The following is a 15823-nucleotide window of genomic DNA, read 5'->3' as shown; positions in this document are numbered from 1 at the left end:
GGTCGCGCTGTTCGCAGTGCCGGTGTCAGCTGCCGAACGGCACGTCGCTGTTGGTGGCCATGCGCCGCTCGGCCGGGTGTCCGGCGACGTAACCGGTGACGGCGGACAGTGCTTCCTGCGCGGAGGACTCGTCGGTGCCGCAGCCGCCGCGCCACTTGGACGTGCCGTCCGGGTAGCAGGCGGCCCGCAGGCCGTAGATGAGGCCGTCGGTGTCGGCTCCGCCGGATGCGTACGGTGCCAGCAGCTCGGCGGCGTTCTTCGCGTCGCCCGTACCGACCGTCCAGCCGGCCGTCGAGCCGAGTTCCCCGCGGTCCCGGGCCCGCGAACCGGCCCGGAGTTCGGAAGCGATCTTGCGGGCGTCGAGCGAGATGCTGAAGAGACCCTTGTCCATCACGCGCTGGTTCACGGGAATGTGCGCGCCGTACGCCGAGAAGGTCTTCGCCACGTCCTTCGCGTTCCCGCTGAGCCCGACCCCTTCGACCGGCCGCAGGCTACCGGACGCGACGTCCTTCCAGCCGGTGCCGCCCTCGGTGCCGTAGAACCCGTAGAGCACCCGGACGCCCTGCTTCTCGACGGTGCGGCGGGCCATGTCGCGCAGCGCCGCGACCGAACAGTGCCGCCACTTCGCGTCGTCGCTGCGGCAGTGGTCCGGGTTCTTGATGTCCAGCCACACGAAAGTGACGTTCCGGCCTTCGGCGCGCCGCTGGGCGATGCGCTGGAGCATGGTCTCCATCGGGTCACCGGCGCTGGTGGGGGTGCCGTCGTGATCCGCCCACCAGCCCTTCTTCCAGGCGGTGGCGTCGATCTCGACGGCGTTGGCGCCGTGCCGCAGCGCCGTGTCCACGCCGTCGGCGGTCAGCACCCGGTGGGCTATGGCGTAGGTGGGGCGCGGTGCGGCCTGGTGCGGGGTGGTGGCGGCGGTGGCGGCCGGGGTGCCCGCGCAGAGGAGCGTCAGGGCTCCGGTGGCGGCCAGGAGGGGGACGCGGGTGCGGGTCCGGGCCGGAAAGCGGTGAGCCATATGTGTCATCTGTCCTTATGTGGATCCAGTGCCTCCTCGGCTTCGCCCGCCCGGAGAACGGGGCATGGAGATGCCGTCGCGCCATCCGCGTACGGGAAAAGCCGGAAGCGGGCGCCGCGGCCCGGCGGTGGGCCCGGCGCCTGCTCCGGTCCGGCACCTGCCCCGGACGCCTGATCCGACACCAAGAGACGCGGGGCCGCCGGGAATCCGGCCGTTCAGGACGTCCCCTTGCCCGCCTCAGGCCCGGGCAGCGCGTCCTCGATCGCCACCAGTGCCGGGTCCAGCACGATGTCCTCGTCCCGTGCCGCCGTGGTGGGCTCCTCCGGGAAGTGGCAGGCCGTCAGGTGGCCGCTCATGTTGCCGGCGATCTGCACCAGCGGCGGTTCCTCGGCGGCGCACTTGTCGCGCGCCTTCCAGCAGCGGGTACGGAACCGGCAGCCGGACGGCGGGTTGATCGGCGAGGGCACGTCGCCGGCCAGCCGGATGCGCTCGCGGTCGTCGGCCTCCTCCTGCGCGTCCAGCAGCCGGGCCTCGGGGACGGCGGAGAGCAGGGCGTGGGTGTACGGGTGCCGGGGGCGCCGGTAGATCGAGTCCCGGTCGCCGACCTCGACGATCTTGCCCAGGTACATCACCGCGACCCGCTGGCTGAAGTGCCGCACGATCGCCAGGTCGTGCGCGATGAACAGGAACGCGATGTTCAGCTCCCGCTGCAACTCCTGGAGCAGGTTGACCACTTGGGCCTGGATGGAGACGTCCAGCGCGGAGACCGGCTCGTCCGCGACGATCAGCTTCGGCTCCAGGGCGAGCGCGCGGGCGACGCCGATGCGCTGGCGCTGACCGCCGGAGAACTCGTGCGGGAAGCGGTTGTAGTGCTCCGGGTTGAGGCCGACGGTCTCCAGGAGTTCGCGTACCCGCCGCTCCCGGCCGCCCTCCGGGGCGATCCCGTTGATCTCCATCGGGCCGCCGATGATGGTGCCGACGGTCTGCCGCGGGTTCAGCGACGAGTACGGATCCTGGAAGATCATCTGGATCTCGGAGCGGACCGGGGCCAGCTCCTTGCGCCCGGCGTGGGTGATGTCCCGGTCCCGGTAGGTGATCGAACCGGCGGTCGGCTCCAGCAGCCGGGTCAGCAGCCGTCCGGTGGTGGACTTGCCGCAGCCCGACTCGCCGACCAGGCCGAACGTCTCGCCGCTGTACACGGTCAGGTCGATGCCGTCGACCGCCTGCACCGCGCCGACCCGGCGTTTGAACGGGAACCCGGCCATGATCGGGAAGTGCTTGGTCAGGCCCTTCGCCGTCAGCAGCACCTCGCCGGACTCGGCGGCGGCCGGACGGGGAGCGGGCACGATGACGTCTTCGGGTGCGCTCATGGTCGTCGCTTCGCTTCCTAGCCCAGCCGGGGCTTGATCTGCTCGGTGAACAGGGTGTGTTTCTGCTCGGGGCTCAGGTGGCAGGCCGCCGCCCGGCCGGGGGCCAGCGGCGGTCGCTCGTCCTGGCAGCGGGTGCCGCCGACTTCGGAGACGAAGCCGCAGCGCGGGTGGAACGGGCAGCCCGACGGCGGGTCGAGCAGGCTCGGCGGCGTGCCGGGGATCGGCGTCAGCGGCTCCGCCACGCTCGCCGACAGCCGCGGCATCGAGCCCAGCAGGCCCCAGGTGTACGGGTGCCGCGGCTCGCTGAGGACCTCCTTGACGGTGCCGCGCTCGACGGCCCGTCCGGCGTACATCACCAGCAGTTCGTCGGCGGTGTTGGCGACCACGCCCAGGTCGTGGGTGATCAGGATGATCGCCGAGCCGAACTCCTGCTGGAGGTCCTTGAGCAGGTCCAGGATCTGCGCCTGTACGGTCACGTCCAGCGCGGTCGTCGGCTCGTCGGCGATCAGCAGCGACGGGTTGCACACCAGCGCCATGGCGATCATGGCGCGCTGCCGCATCCCGCCGGAGAACTGGTGCGGGTAATCGTTCACCCGCAGCGTCGGCTGCGGGATGCCCACCTTCTCCAGCATCTCGATCGCGCGCTGCCGGCCCTCGCGCTTGCTCGCGCCGGTGTGCTTGACGAACGGCTCGGCGATCTGGCGGCCCACCGTGTAGTACGGCGACAGCGCGGTCAGCGGGTCCTGGAAGATCATCGCCATCTTGTTCCCGCGCAGCTTCTCCAGGTCCTTCTCCCGGGCGCCGGTCAGCTCGTCGCCGTCCAGCAGGATCTCGCCGGTGATCGTCGTGTAGTTGGGGCTGTGCAGGCCCAGGATGGCGAGGTTGGTGACGGACTTGCCGGAGCCGGACTCGCCGACGATTCCGAGGGTGCGGCCGCGCTCCAGGTCGAAGGAGAGGTCGTCGACCGCCTTGACGACGCCGTCCTCGGTGGCGAACCGCACGTACAGGTCGCGTACGGACAAGAACGGGCCTGAGGTGGCCGGGACCGGCGCGCCCGCGGGCTGGGTGAGTGTGGACACGGGGCCTCTCCTAGGACAGCCGCACGCGCGGGTCGATGAACGCGTAGCAGGCGTCCACCACGATGTTGAACAGGATGATGAACGTCGCGGCGAACAGCATCACGCCCATGGTCATGGGCAGGTCGGTGTTCTGCACCGATTTCACGGCGAGGGTGCCCAGGCCCGGCAGCGCGAAGGTGTATTCGGTGATCATCGCGCCGCCGAAGAGGGAGCCCAGGTCGATGCCGAAAATGGTGACGATGGGAATGAGGGAGCCGCGCCAGGCGTAGCGGAAGAAGACCGTACGGGACGTCATTCCCTTGGCCCTGGCGGTCCGTACGTGGTCCTCCTGGAGCTGTTCGATCATCGATGAGCGGGCCATCCGCGTGTACTGCGCGGTGAAGATGACGGACAGCACGCACCACGGAATGATCAGACCCAGGAACCACCCCAGGGGGTCGTCCGTGATCGGCACGTATTTCGGCTGGCCGAACCAGCCGAGGTTGTAGACCAGCAGGGCGAGCACGATCGGCCCGATGAAATAGATCTGCATCGAGGAGAGCACCAGCGAGGACGAGCTGAAGACCTTGTCGATGAGCCGGCCCTGCTTCCGGGCGGCGAGCATTCCGGTACCGACACCGACACCCAGGAACACCGCGGCGGCGCCGATGGTCAGCGAGATGGTGGTGGGGAACCGGTCCACGATCGTGGCCCAGACGGGATCATTGCTGGCGAACGAATAGCCGAAGCAGGGCGCCGGGCAGGGCCCCTGGGCGAAATCCCGGCCGGTGACGATGCCGGACATGAATTCCCAGTACTGAACCGGTACGGGCTTGTCGAGCCCGAGATTCTTGTGGATCACTGCGATGGCGTCGGGCGTGCAGTTCTTTCCGCAGGCCAGCAGCGCGGGATCCCGGGGGGCGGCGAAGAAGAGGAAGAACGTGAACGCGCTGATGATCAGCAGGATCACGATCGCGCCGAGGGACCGGCGGAAGAGAAAACGCAGCATGGCAGTCGCAGCTCTCTTGGGCAGCCAGAGGGTCGGGAGTGCGCCGGGCCGGTGTGCCCGCCCGGGACGGCGGGCACACCGGGCGCGGACGGCGCACGGCGCGCAATCGGCGCCGGGGCGCCGGCTGTGCTACTTCTTCACGAACATCTTGGTCGGGTCGACGGAGCTGATGATGTCGTTGTTGACGACCCCGCCGACCTTGGACCCGTGGAGCTGGACCTGCTTGTAGTAGAAGGTCGGCAGCTGCGGCAGGTCCTCCTTGAGGATCTTCTCGCCGAGCGCGAACCAGTCGTGGGCCGCCTGCTTCTGGTCGGTCAGCTGGGAGATCCGGTCGATCTCCTTGTTGACCGCCGGGTTGTCGTAGTGCGAGTAGTTCGGCGCGTTGTCCTGGATCTGCCGGCCGTCGTACACCGGCGGGATCACGGTCAGCGAGCTGGGCCAGTCGGCCCCCCACGCGGACGGGTAGATGTCGAACTGGTTGTTGACCTTGCCGATGATGTCGTAGTACGTGTCCGACGGCAGGTCCTTGTTCTGCACGTCGAACCCGGCCTTGCGCAGGTTGTCGGCGACCGCGACGGAGTACTTCTGCGGCTCCGGCGCGTTGGTGTACGCGAAGGTCAGCTTCATGCCGACCTTGCCGGCCTCCTTGAGCAGCTGCTTGGCCTTCTCCACGTCGCCCATCGGCTTCTTGAGCTTGCCGTACGGGTCGATGTCCTTGTGGCCGGTGAGCGTCGGGCTGATGTAGCTGCCCGCCAGCTCGCCGCCGCCCGGTGTGCCGTACGCGTCCAGGATGGCCTGGATGGGGATCGCGTGGGCGATGGCCTCGCGGACCTTCTTGTCCTTCAGGCGCTTCATGTTGAAGTTGATGGCGCCGACGTAGGGCTGGTAGCCGGAGGTGGAGCGCTTCTTGATGTCCGGGGAGCCGGCCACCCGCTGGAGGCTGGCGGCGTCGACCTGGTTGTTGAAGCTGACGGCCGTCTGGTTGTCGGCGCTGTCGGACATCAGCCGCTGCGTCGAGTCGGGGTAGGAGACGCCGAACTGGATGTCGAACTTGTCGACGTACTGGTGCCGGGTGATGTCCGTGTCCGGGTCCCAATTGGGGTTCTTGACCAGGGACATGCCCTTGCCGGACTTGAACGACCCCGGCGCGATCTTGTACGGCCCGGAGGAGACCGGCGCCTTGTCGTAGCGCTCCTTGGTGTCGCCCTTCTCCGGCACGACGGCGTATCCGGCCATGGCCAGTGCGTACGGGAGGTCACCGACCGGCTTCTTGAAGTGGAACCGGATGGTGCTCTCGTCCGGGGTCTCCAGCACGCTGTCGGGCAGGTGCTTGCCGCCGTACGGGCCGCCCGGCAGCAGCTTGCGGTACTCGTTGCCCTCCGCGTCGGCCAGCCAGCGCTGCACGTACGTCGGGCCGTTGGAGATGAAGTTCGCGAACTGCCGCTCGAAGGTGTGCCGGATGTCCTTCGACGTGATCGGCGTGCCGTCCTCGAACTTCACGCCCTTCTTCAGGGTGTACGTCCAGGTCCGGCCGCCGTCGGTGGACTTGCCGCTGTCCGTCGCCAGGTCGCCGACGACCGTGTACTTCCCCTTGTTGTCCAGGTGGTAGGAGGTCAGCCGGCGGAAGATCAGCGTCGAGAGGGTGCCCTCGTCGCTGACGTAGATCTGCGCCGGGTCCAGGTGGTCGTAGGTGTCGCGCTGGTAGACCTTGATGGTGCCGCCGGGGGTCGCGCCGGGCACCGGCTCGGCCCGCCCGGCGGACGCCTTGGCGTCGCCGAAGGCGATCTGGGCGCGCTGGCTCTCGGCCTTCTTGCGGCCCTGGTCGTCCTCCGCCCCCTGGCCGGCGCCGCTGCTGCAGGCGGTCAGGACCAGTGCCCCCGCGGACAGCGCCACGACCGTGGCGCGCGCTCTGTGCGTACGGACTGTCTTCATGGTGGTGGATGCACCTGCCTGTCGTAGTTCCGTGGCCGCTGCCTGACGTGTGCGGTGCTGGGGTGGCAGCACCCCCCGTGGAACACGGTTCACCGGGCGCGTTTCGGGTCGAAGGCGTCCCGGACGGAATCCCCGAGGAGGTTGAACGCGACGATGAAGAGCACCATCGCGATGCCGGGGAAGAACAAGTACGTGATGTCGTTGCGGTAGTACTCGGCCGCGTTGGCGAACATCCGGCCCCAGTCGGGGGTGGGTTCGACCAGGCCGACGCCGAGGAAGGACAGGCCCGCGATCGAGGTGACGAAGTTGGGCAGCATGTAGGTCGTCTGGACCAGGATCGGAGTCATGACGTTCGGCAGCAGCTCACGCCGGATGATGCGGGCCGGGGAGGCCCCGCTGACCTTGGCGGCGTCGACGAACTCGCGCTCGCGCAGCGACAGGACGGTGCCGCGCAGCAGCCGGGCCAGGCTCATCCACCCCAGGAACCACAGCACCAGGATCAGGATGAGACAGCGCATCCAGGTCGCCATCGCGTCCTCGGGGGCCACGAAGATCGCGCCGACCACGGGGACGAACGCGACGAAGAAGAGCTGGTTGGGAAAGGCCATCAGCAGGTCGATGATCCGGCCGATGAAGTAGTCGATCCGGCCGCCGAAGTATCCCGCGGCCACTCCCATGACGATGGCCGTGAGCACCGATACGAGAGTGATGGCCACCGAGAGGTAAAGGGTGGTCCGGATGCCGTAGACGAGTTGCATGAACACGTCACGACCGAGGGTCGGTTCGATTCCGAACCAGAATTCCGCGGAGATGCCTCCGTTGGGCTGTGCCGGATATCCGTTGACCAGCAGGCCGGGGGTGATCTGCCCGTACCGGGTGTACGGATCCTTGCCGTACAGCTTGGAGATCAGCGGCGCGAGCAGACCGATCAAGAAGAACGCGATAACCACGCATCCGCTGATCACTCCGGTCCGGTCGCGCTTGAACCTGATCCACATCAATTGCCCGGGGGAACGGCCGACCAGTTCCCCGCCCTTGCGGTCCTTGACTTTCCGCAGCCCTTCGGGTCCGAGTCCGGAGGGATCGGTCTGCGTTACCGCGGTCTGGGACGGACTGGTCATCGCGAAGTTCCCCCGCACCGAGTTCACTTGCAACAGGAAGCGGAGCTGATTCGCACCGCTGGTTGAGCGGACTTTGGCAAGTGATTTATAGCCCAGTCAAGAGGACGGTGAACGCTCGCTCGCGCGCTGTCCGCTTCTTGAGCGAAGATTGCGCAGATTGACGCCACGGCGTGCTTGACAGCGGTACGCGGCGTACGGCACGGGCGACATATCGTGCCCAACGGCCGTAACAGCGAGGCAACTTGACTGTCGTCACGCCGATATACGGACGCGCCATACTCGACAGCGTACGGCCGTGCGGGTGCCGTGTACCGGCCGGGGTGGTCCTGTGATCACCCCGGCCGGCCGCCGCCGGGGCCGCCGCCCGCCGTCTGCTTCCGCACGGTTGTCCCGGTGCGGTGAGTGGAGTAGACCTGTCCGTGCGGGGGCAGGGGGTGGGCCACGTCATGGGGCGGAGAAGGGCTCGCGCGCGCGGTGTCGGCGGGTTCGGCGCGCTGTTGTGCCTGCTGCTCGCGCTGCTGAGCGCCGGATGGATCACCTGCGACCTTCTCGTCGCCCCACGCCCCTGGGACGTCTGGCGATGGTGGACGGGGCACGCGGTACAGCCGCAGGACGCCGTGGCCCGGGCGACCTCGCTGCTCGATCCGGTGCTGGGGCTCGGCTGCCTCGTCGCGGCGGTGGCGGTGCTGCGGCGCTCGCCGTCCGCTCCGTACGGGCTGAGCGCGGTGGCCGGCGCGACACTGCTGTTCCGGGCGCCGCCGCTGTGGAACCTCGGTGCCGACGGGCTGCCCGGGGCGGGGTCCGGGGTACGGGAGTGGGCGCTGATCTCGGCCGGTGTCGCCCTTGTGGTGAGCGTGCTCCTGCTGATCGCCGCCTCGGCCGGGCGCAGTGGCGCGGACCGCCGCGCGAGCCGCCTGCGCCGCACGCCCGCGGTGGTGGCCGCGCTGCTGCTGGGAGGCGCCGCGCTGGTGCTGGTGGCCTGGCAGGTCCAATCCGTACGGGAGGCGGGGTGGAGCGCGTACTGGGACAGCGTCGTCGGTGACGGTGACGCGCGCCGGGCGCTCTTGCAGCCTCCGGTCAACTGGTTCCTGCTGTCCCTCGCGCTGCTGGCCCTGGTGCCGGCCATCGGGGCGGCCCGGCGCGCACCGTCCGTACGGCCACTGGGGCTGCTGGCCGCGTCACTGCTGCTGGTGCACGGCGCCGCGGCACTGGCCGCCGAGCAGCGCGCGGGACTGCTCGGCCACTTCCGTGCACTGGCCCCGCGTACCCAACTGGACGTCGCCACCGCCGCGTTCACCGCCTTGGCCGGACTCCTGGTGCTGCTGGCGCTGGTCCGCCCGGCGGCGGGGGAGGGCAAGCCGCGCGGGCCCGTGGGCGGGCAGCTGCCCCCGGGCTACACGCCCCCGCCCCCGCCCTCGAACCTCCCGCCGAACTGGTGAACCCGGCCCGGCAGGCTCAGCCCACCCCCAAGGTCCGCTTCAGGAAGTCGACTTGCAGCAGGAGGAGATTTTCGGCCACCTGCTCCTGCGGCGTCATGTGCGTGACGCCCGACAGCGGCAGCACCTCGTGCGGCCGGCCCGCCGCCAGCAGCGCGGAGGACAGCCGCAGGCTGTGCGCCACGACCACGTTGTCGTCCGCCAGGCCGTGCACGATCATCATCGGCCGGTGCTGCTCCGCGGCACCCACCAGGCCCTCGTCGCCCACCAGGGAGTTCGCGGTGTAGAGCGCCGGGTCCCCGCCCGGGTCGCCCAGGTACCGCTCCGTGTAATGGGTGTCGTACAGCCGCTGGTCGGTGACCGGGGCGCCCACGACCGCCGCGTGGAAGACGTCGGGGCGGCGCAGCACCGCCAGCCCGGCCAGGTAGCCGCCGAAGGACCAGCCCCGGATCGCGACCCGGCCCAGGTCCAGCGGGAAGCGGTCCGCGAGCCCGTGCAGCGCGTCGACCTGGTCCTGGAGGACCACCGCTGCCAGGTCCCGGTGGATGGCCTTCTCCCATTCGGGGGAGCGGCCCGGGGTGCCCCGCCCGTCCGCGACGACCACCGCGAACCCCTGGTCGGCGAACCACTGCGACGTCAGGTGCGCGTTGTGCGCGGCCACCACCCGCTGCCCGTGCGGACCGCCGTACGGGTCCATGAGGACCGGCAGCGGCCCGTCGCCCTCCTGGTAGCCGGTCGGCAGCAGCACCGCGCAGGGGATCCGCCGCTCACCGGACAGGACGAGCCGCGGGCTGGTGGCGAGCACCGGCACCTCCGCGTACGAGCCGACCGCGGCCAGCCACGTCTCGCCGCCGTCCGCCTCCAGGCGCACCACCTCCGTCTGCGCCCCCGGCCGCTCCAGACAGGCGTGCGAGAGCACCGTCACGGCGCCGCCGCGCACCGCGGAGGACACCGACGGGTACGGGCGCCGCCCGACCCGCTCCCAGCCGTCCTGGTCACCGCCGCCCCGGTACCGGGCGCGGTAGACACCGATGTCGTGCAGGTCCTCGCCGCTCGCCGAGAACAGCACGTCGTCCTCGCCGATGTCCAGGACCGCCCGTACGTGCAGAGGCGCCGCCGTCAGCGCCCGGTCGCCGACGAAGAGCCGGCGTGCCCCGCCCTCGTCCGCGACGCGCACCAGGCGCCCGTCCGGCGTCCAGGCGGGCGCCCCGGTGGCCAGCTCCACCCACCGGGGGTCCTCGTCGGCGTGCAGGGTGCTGGTGGCGCCGGTCTTGGTGTCGACCGTCAGGCAGCGCTGGGCGCGCTGGTCGCGGCTCTGTACGAGGAGGAGGGGCGGGCCCGCCGCCGACCAGTGCACGCGCGCCAGGTACGGGTAGCGCTCGTGGTCCCACGTCACGTTCGTACGGGAGCCGTCCAGGCCGAGCAGGGCCAGGCCCACGGAGGCGTTGGGGGTGCCGGCCGCCGGATACGCGACCTCGGCCGGCTCGCGGTCCGGGTGCGCGGGGTCGGCGATCCACCACCGCCGTACGGGGGAGTCGTCGACGCGCGCGGCCAGGACGCGGTCGCTGTCCGGGGACCACCAGAAACCGCGGTAGCGGCCCATCTCCTCGGCCGCGATGAACTCCGCGAGACCCCACGTGACACCCGGCCCGTCCGGTTCGGCGAGGGAACGGTCGCCCGGCGCGGCGCCGGCGTCCCCCTGCCCGGCGTCGGCCGGGACGACCCGCAGCCGGCCCTGGGAGACGTACGCGACATGCCGCCCGTCGGGTGACGGGCGGGGGTCCACCACCGGGCCCGGTACGGACAGTTCACGGGCGGTCCCGGCGCGCAGCTCGGCGGTGAACAGGCGGCCCGAGAGGGTGAAGGCGGCGAGTTCCACCGCGGCGTCCACGGCGTAGCCCACAACCCCGGACGACCCTTCGCGCGTACGTTCCCGGCGGGCCCGTTCCTCGGGCGACAGTTCCTCGTCCGCGCCGGCGAGCAGCACCGCCGGGTCGGCGGCGGCGTACTCCCGCCCCTCATCAAGATCCAATACCCACAGCAGATTCGCTCGATCGGTGCCCGTACGGGAGCGGAGGAAGGCAACACGCGAGCCGTCCGGCGCCACCGCGAAGCCGCGCGGCGCGCCCAGCGAGAAGCGCTGGGTACGGGCGTGTTGCCGGGGGAAGGAGAGCTGTCCGGTCATGCGGACGAGCCTACGGGGCCGCGTCCCGGCAGGGGCCGCACCCGCGATGATCGCGTGCGCCCCCGTTCTGCTCCCGTGCACCGACATATGCGCGAGCGTGGAAAGTTATGATCCCCTCCGCGGAGTGGGTATGGGAGTGGAGCGTGACCACCCCGTGCCCGCGGGGCCGTCACCCGTCGGCCCCGCGTCGTCCCAACGCTGTCCGGACCGTGCGTACTTGGAGGTGAGCCGCCGTGGCACTGACGATTTCGGCGGTGGTGCTGCTGGCGATCATCGTCTTCCTGCTCGTCAAGAAGTCCGGGCTGAAGCTGGGGCATGCGCTGGTGTGCATGCTGCTCGGCTTCTATCTGGCCAGTTCGTCGATCGCCCCGACCATCAAGCAGCTGACGACGAATGTCGCCGGGATGCTGGGGGGCATCAAGTTCTAGCCCGCTCACCGCCCGGTGCGGGCGCCCGCCCACGCGCGGGCCCCGAACGCATCCGCCGGCCAGGGGGAGCCGGGCGGGCCGGATCGGGATGCAGGGTCCCGGCCGCCCGGCTCGTACGCTGTCCCCATGACCGACCTTCCCGCCCGCCGGCTGCTGCTCGTGCACGCGCACCCGGACGACGAGTCCATCAACAATGGCGCCACGATGGCCAAGTACGCGGGCGAAGGAGCCCTGGTCACGCTCGTGACCTGCACTCGCGGCGAAGAGGGCGAGGTCATCCCGCCGGACCTGGCCCACCTCGCCCCCGACCGGGACGACACCCTGGGCCCGTACCGCGTCGACGAGCTGGCCGCCGCCATGACGGCGCTCGGGGTCACCGACCACCGCTTCCTGGGCGGCGCGGGCCGCTACCGCGACTCCGGGATGATGGGCGCCCCCCAGAACGAGCGGCCGGGCGCCTTCTGGCAGGCCGGCCTGGACGAGGCCGCCGGCCACCTGGTCGCCGTCGTCCGCGAGGTACGGCCGCAGGTGCTGGTCACCTACGACGACAACGGCGGATACGGCCACCCCGACCACATCAAGGCGCACCGCGTCGCCATGCGCGCCGCCGACCTCGCCGCCGACCCGGACTTCCGCCCCGAGCTGGGCGCGCCGCACCGGATCAGCAAGATCTACTGGAACCGCAACCCGCGCCCGGTGGTCGAGGAGGGCTTCGCGCGGCTGCGCGCCGCGGGCCCGTCCTTCCCCGGCGTCGGCGCGGCGGAGGACGTACCGGGGGTGGTGGACGACGCCGTGGTGACCACCGTGATCGAGGGCGGCGAGCGGTACGGGGCCGCGAAGGCGGCGGCGATGCGGGCGCACGCCACGCAGATCGCCGTCGAGGGCCCCTTCTTCGCGCTCTCCAACGGCCTCGGGCAGCCCCTGTTCGCGACCGAGTACTACCAGCTCGTACGGGGCAGATCCGGCGCCGCGGAAGGGGAGCGCGAGAACGACCTCTTCGCGGGCGTGGCGGACGACGAGGGGGACGGGGAGCGTACCGAGGACGAGAAGGAGAACGCGGTATGAGCGGCGCGAAGAAGCGCACCAGGGCCACGGCGGGCGGCACGGCGCCGAAGGCGGGCGCGTCGGCGGCTCCCAAGGGCGGGCAGGGCGCGGCGGCCAAGGAGGGCGCCGGGGCGGCGGGTGCCGGGAAGCCGGGTGGTGCCGGGAGTTCGGGCGCCGGGAAGCCGGGCGCCGGTGGCGGGGCGGCTGCGAGCGGCCTCGCCGCGCCGCTGAGCCCCGGCCGGGTGGCCGCGTACATCCTGCTGTTCGTCCTCGGCGCGATCGTGGCGACCGCGGGCGGGCTCGTCCAGGCGGCGTGGTTCCCCGGCGGACTGCTGCTGGCGCTGGCGGCGGCCGGCGGCCTCTTCTACGGGGGCGCACTGGCGCTCGGCCGGACGGGTGGCGTGCTGGCGCCGGGCGCGGGCTGGCTGGTGACCGTGATCCTGCTGAGCGACGCCCGCCCCGAAGGTGACTTCCTCTTCGGCGCCGGCCTGGGCACGTACGTCTTCCTCGTCGGCGGCATCGTGCTGGCTGTGATCTGTGCCACCGGGACGCAGATGCGGGCCAACGGTGCGCAAGCGGCCCGACTTGGCAAGTAAGTACCGGCCCCAGTGATCATTTTCAGAACCGCGCGGTGGTCCGGGAGCGGGGCGTTGTCCTGCTCCCGGAGTGTCCGCCGACGGCGGCCAGTATGGTGGTGCGCGCCGCCGAGCCGCCCAAGCACCGTACTGACGAGCGGCGGAGCCAACCGGGAGAACCTGCTTTGAGTCGTGAATCTGACAGTTCGTCCTCCGGCGCCCAGGGGCGCGGCGGTGCCGCGTACCCGTCGGGGACGCCGCCGTACGGAACGCCTCGGTCCGAGGCGGACGAAGCGGTGCCGGCCGACGCCGCGGCAAAGCCGGAGGAGCCGAAGACCGAGACCACGCTGACCACGCGGATCAAGATCAACATTCCGGGGTCCCGTCCCATCCCGCCGGTCGTCGTGCGCAAGCCCGTCGGTGAGGAGAACGGGACGGGCGGAGCCGCCGGCAACGGACGGACCGGTACGACCGGTGCAACCGGTGTGCCTGGTGCGTCCGGTGTGTCCGGCCGGGGCGCGTCCGACGCGGGGGCGGCAGGGGCCGCCGGGTCCGCGGGGTCCGCGAGGTCCGCCGGGGGTGCCGGGTCCGAGCGCACGGGCAGTACGCGCAGGCCCGACGCGGCGGGCGGCGACGGCGCCAAGAGCGCTCCGGGCGAGAAGACCAGCGACTGGTTCTCGCCCCGCAAGCCGTCGGCGGCCTCCGCCGGCTCCCCGTCCGCCCCGTCCCCCGCGCCGAAGGCGTCGCCGGACAGCCCGGCCCCCGCCGCGCCGCAGGACCCGGCCGGCGGCTCGCAGCAGCGCCCGGACCTTCCGTACTTCTCCGACGCGCCCGCACAGGGCGGCGGCTCGCCGTTCGACGCGGCCCCGTCGCCGTTCGACGCGCCCGCCGGTCCGTACGACGCGCCCACGGGGCAGGGCGGTGCGAGCCCGTTCGACACGCCCGGCGGCTCCGGCTCCGGCCCCGGCCGGGACGCCGACCGCGGCGGCCCGAGCGGCCCGACGACCGGCCCGGCCACCGGCGACTCGGCCTTCGACCTGCCCGCCGGCTTCCACACCCCGGGCACGCCGGGCGCGGACGGCGGCCCCGGTATGACCGACGACACGGCGGTACTCACCCCGCAGCCCCCCGCCCCGTCCGCCGGACCCGGCAGTGGCATCGGCGTCACGGGCGGCGTGACGGGTGGCATCGCGGGCGGCGTGCCGGCCGGCGGCAACGGCGGCGCGCCCGGCGCCACGGGCGGCAGCGGCGGCGGCTTCCCCGGCGGCGCGCCCACCGGCTCCGGCCGACCCGGCAGCGGCGACCAGATTTCCAGCGACACCCTGGTCAGCGGCGTCCCGACGGTCCCCGCCGACGCCGCCCCGGCGCCCGGCGGAGGCTTCCCGCCCGGACCGGGCGCGGGCCAGGACACCCCGGCCCCGCCGCGCGCCAAGATCCCCGAGCCGATAAACCCGAAGAAGAAGGGCCGCAACAAGATCGTCCTGCTGGGCGTCGCGGTCGTCGTGCTGGCGGGCGTCGCGTACGGCGCCGGGCTGCTGCTCGACCACGCTGACGTGCCCAACGGCACCACCGCGCTCGGCGTGGACATCGGCGGCGCCACCAAGGAAGAGGCCGTCAAGAAGCTCGACGCGGCCGTCCGCAAAACGCGCAACGAACCGCTGAAGCTCACCGTGGACGGCAAGGAGCAGACGCTCGTGCCGGCCAAGGCCGGACTGAACATCGACACCCAGGCCACCGTCCGGGACGCCTCCGGGCGCGACTACAACCCGGTCTCCGTCATCAGCTCACTGTTCGGCGGCACGCGGACGGCTCAGCCCGCGATGGTCACCGACGACGAGAAGCTGGACATCGCGCTCAAGGCGGTGGCCGGGTCGGCGGGCGCCGCCAAGGACGGCAGCATCACCTTCGAGAACGGCAAGGCCGTCCCGCACTACGGCGCTCCCTACAAGGCGGTCGACGTCAAGGCGTCCAAGAGCAAGATCGAGAAGGCGTACCTGGACCGGGCCGCCACCGGCAAGAACACCCCGGTGGTGCTGGCCGCCGTCGAGCAGCAGCCGAAGGCGGGCAAGGCGGAGGTCGACCGGGCCATGAAGGAAATGGCCGAACCGGCCGTCTCCGGATGGGTCTACCTGTCGGCGGCCGGCGTCGAGGTGCCGTTCAGCCAGCGCTCCATCGGTGAGCTGCTGACCTTCACCGCCGCTCCCGACGGCAGCCTGCAGCCGGTCATAGACCTGGCCAAGCTGGAGGAGAAGTACGGCCACGCCTTCGACAACGTCATGATCGACGGCGGCGCCGGCAAGGTGAAGATGACCCCGCAGCACGCCGCGCACGCGATGCAGCAGGCCCTCAGGAAGCCCGCGCCCCCCGCACCGCAGAAGCGGATCGCCAAGGTCGAGGGCGCGACGACAGGCTGACCCGCCGCCGGGCCCGCCACCCGGAACGACGTCGAGCCGGCCCCGTACGACGGTACGGGGGCGGCTCGACGCGTTGGGTGCGTCGCGACGGTACGGGTTCGTCCCGACGTGGCCGACGCGACGGTACGGGTTCGTCGTGGTGGGTGCGGTGTGACGCTTCGGGTTCGTCGCGACGTGCCGGGTGCGGTGCGACGGTACAGGTCCGTCCCGACGCGCCGGGCTCGAAGCGACGC

12 protein-coding genes are annotated in these 15823 nt (G+C 71.6%); 5 read left to right on the top strand and 7 right to left on the bottom strand.

Going from position 1 to position 15823, the window contains the following annotated elements:
* Window positions 1-25: 25 nt before the first annotated feature.
* The 6 genes from ACZ4Z1_RS29940 to ACZ4Z1_RS29915 all read right to left on the bottom strand — a co-directional run bounded on the left by ACZ4Z1_RS29940 (window position 26) and on the right by ACZ4Z1_RS29915 (window position 7508).
* Window positions 26-1018: a PI-PLC domain-containing protein gene (locus tag ACZ4Z1_RS29940; RefSeq protein WP_468489761.1), complete on the bottom strand. Its 993-nt coding sequence runs from the start codon at window positions 1016-1018 to the stop codon at window positions 26-28.
* Between the two features lie 215 nt (window positions 1019-1233).
* A complete protein-coding gene (locus ACZ4Z1_RS29935; RefSeq protein WP_468489760.1) occupies window positions 1234-2388 on the bottom strand; it encodes an ABC transporter ATP-binding protein in 1155 nt (384 codons plus the stop codon).
* Window positions 2389-2405: 17 nt separating this feature from the next.
* Complete coding sequence (locus ACZ4Z1_RS29930) at window positions 2406-3467, bottom strand: ABC transporter ATP-binding protein (RefSeq protein WP_468489759.1); 1062 nt, start codon at window positions 3465-3467, stop codon at window positions 2406-2408.
* A gap of 10 nt (window positions 3468-3477) precedes the next feature.
* Window positions 3478-4455 carry an ABC transporter permease gene (locus tag ACZ4Z1_RS29925; protein ID WP_468489758.1) on the bottom strand — a complete coding sequence of 326 codons (978 nt, stop codon included), beginning with the start codon at window positions 4453-4455 and terminating at the stop codon, window positions 3478-3480.
* 129 nt (window positions 4456-4584) lie between these two features.
* Complete coding sequence (locus ACZ4Z1_RS29920) at window positions 4585-6387, bottom strand: ABC transporter substrate-binding protein (protein ID WP_468489757.1); 1803 nt, start codon at window positions 6385-6387, stop codon at window positions 4585-4587.
* Window positions 6388-6476: 89 nt separating this feature from the next.
* Window positions 6477-7508 carry an ABC transporter permease gene (locus ACZ4Z1_RS29915; RefSeq protein ID WP_468489756.1) on the bottom strand — a complete coding sequence of 344 codons (1032 nt, stop codon included), beginning with the start codon at window positions 7506-7508 and terminating at the stop codon, window positions 6477-6479.
* Between the two features lie 446 nt (window positions 7509-7954).
* Here ACZ4Z1_RS29915 and ACZ4Z1_RS29910 point away from each other — a divergent pair, with 446 nt between their 5' ends.
* Window positions 7955-8947, top strand: coding sequence for a hypothetical protein (locus ACZ4Z1_RS29910; RefSeq protein ID WP_468489755.1), 993 nt, complete (start codon window positions 7955-7957; stop codon window positions 8945-8947).
* Between the two features lie 16 nt (window positions 8948-8963).
* On the opposite strand, the gene ACZ4Z1_RS29905 is transcribed toward ACZ4Z1_RS29910, so the two are convergent.
* On the bottom strand, window positions 8964-11129 hold the full coding sequence (locus ACZ4Z1_RS29905; RefSeq protein ID WP_468489754.1) for a S9 family peptidase: 2166 nt from the start codon (window positions 11127-11129) through the stop codon (window positions 8964-8966).
* 233 nt (window positions 11130-11362) lie between these two features.
* Here ACZ4Z1_RS29905 and ACZ4Z1_RS29900 point away from each other — a divergent pair, with 233 nt between their 5' ends.
* From ACZ4Z1_RS29900 to ACZ4Z1_RS29885, 4 genes are all read left to right on the top strand, one after another.
* Window positions 11363-11557: a hypothetical protein gene (locus tag ACZ4Z1_RS29900; protein WP_365835861.1), complete on the top strand. Its 195-nt coding sequence runs from the start codon at window positions 11363-11365 to the stop codon at window positions 11555-11557.
* Window positions 11558-11683: 126 nt separating this feature from the next.
* Window positions 11684-12622 carry an N-acetyl-1-D-myo-inositol-2-amino-2-deoxy-alpha-D-glucopyranoside deacetylase gene (mshB, locus tag ACZ4Z1_RS29895; protein WP_468489753.1) on the top strand — a complete coding sequence of 313 codons (939 nt, stop codon included), beginning with the start codon at window positions 11684-11686 and terminating at the stop codon, window positions 12620-12622.
* A complete protein-coding gene (locus ACZ4Z1_RS29890) occupies window positions 12619-13197 on the top strand; it encodes a DUF6113 family protein (protein WP_468489752.1) in 579 nt (192 codons plus the stop codon). Before mshB ends, ACZ4Z1_RS29890 begins: the two co-directional genes overlap by 4 nt.
* 164 nt (window positions 13198-13361) lie before the next feature.
* Window positions 13362-15590: a hypothetical protein gene (locus ACZ4Z1_RS29885; RefSeq protein WP_468489751.1), complete on the top strand. Its 2229-nt coding sequence runs from the start codon at window positions 13362-13364 to the stop codon at window positions 15588-15590.
* The last annotated feature ends 233 nt before the right edge of the window (window positions 15591-15823 follow it).

It is taken from the genome of Streptomyces sp. NPDC030165 (assembly GCF_055573595.1).
Note: the sequence above shows the minus strand (reverse complement) of the source record. Positions and strands in the feature narration are given on the sequence as shown.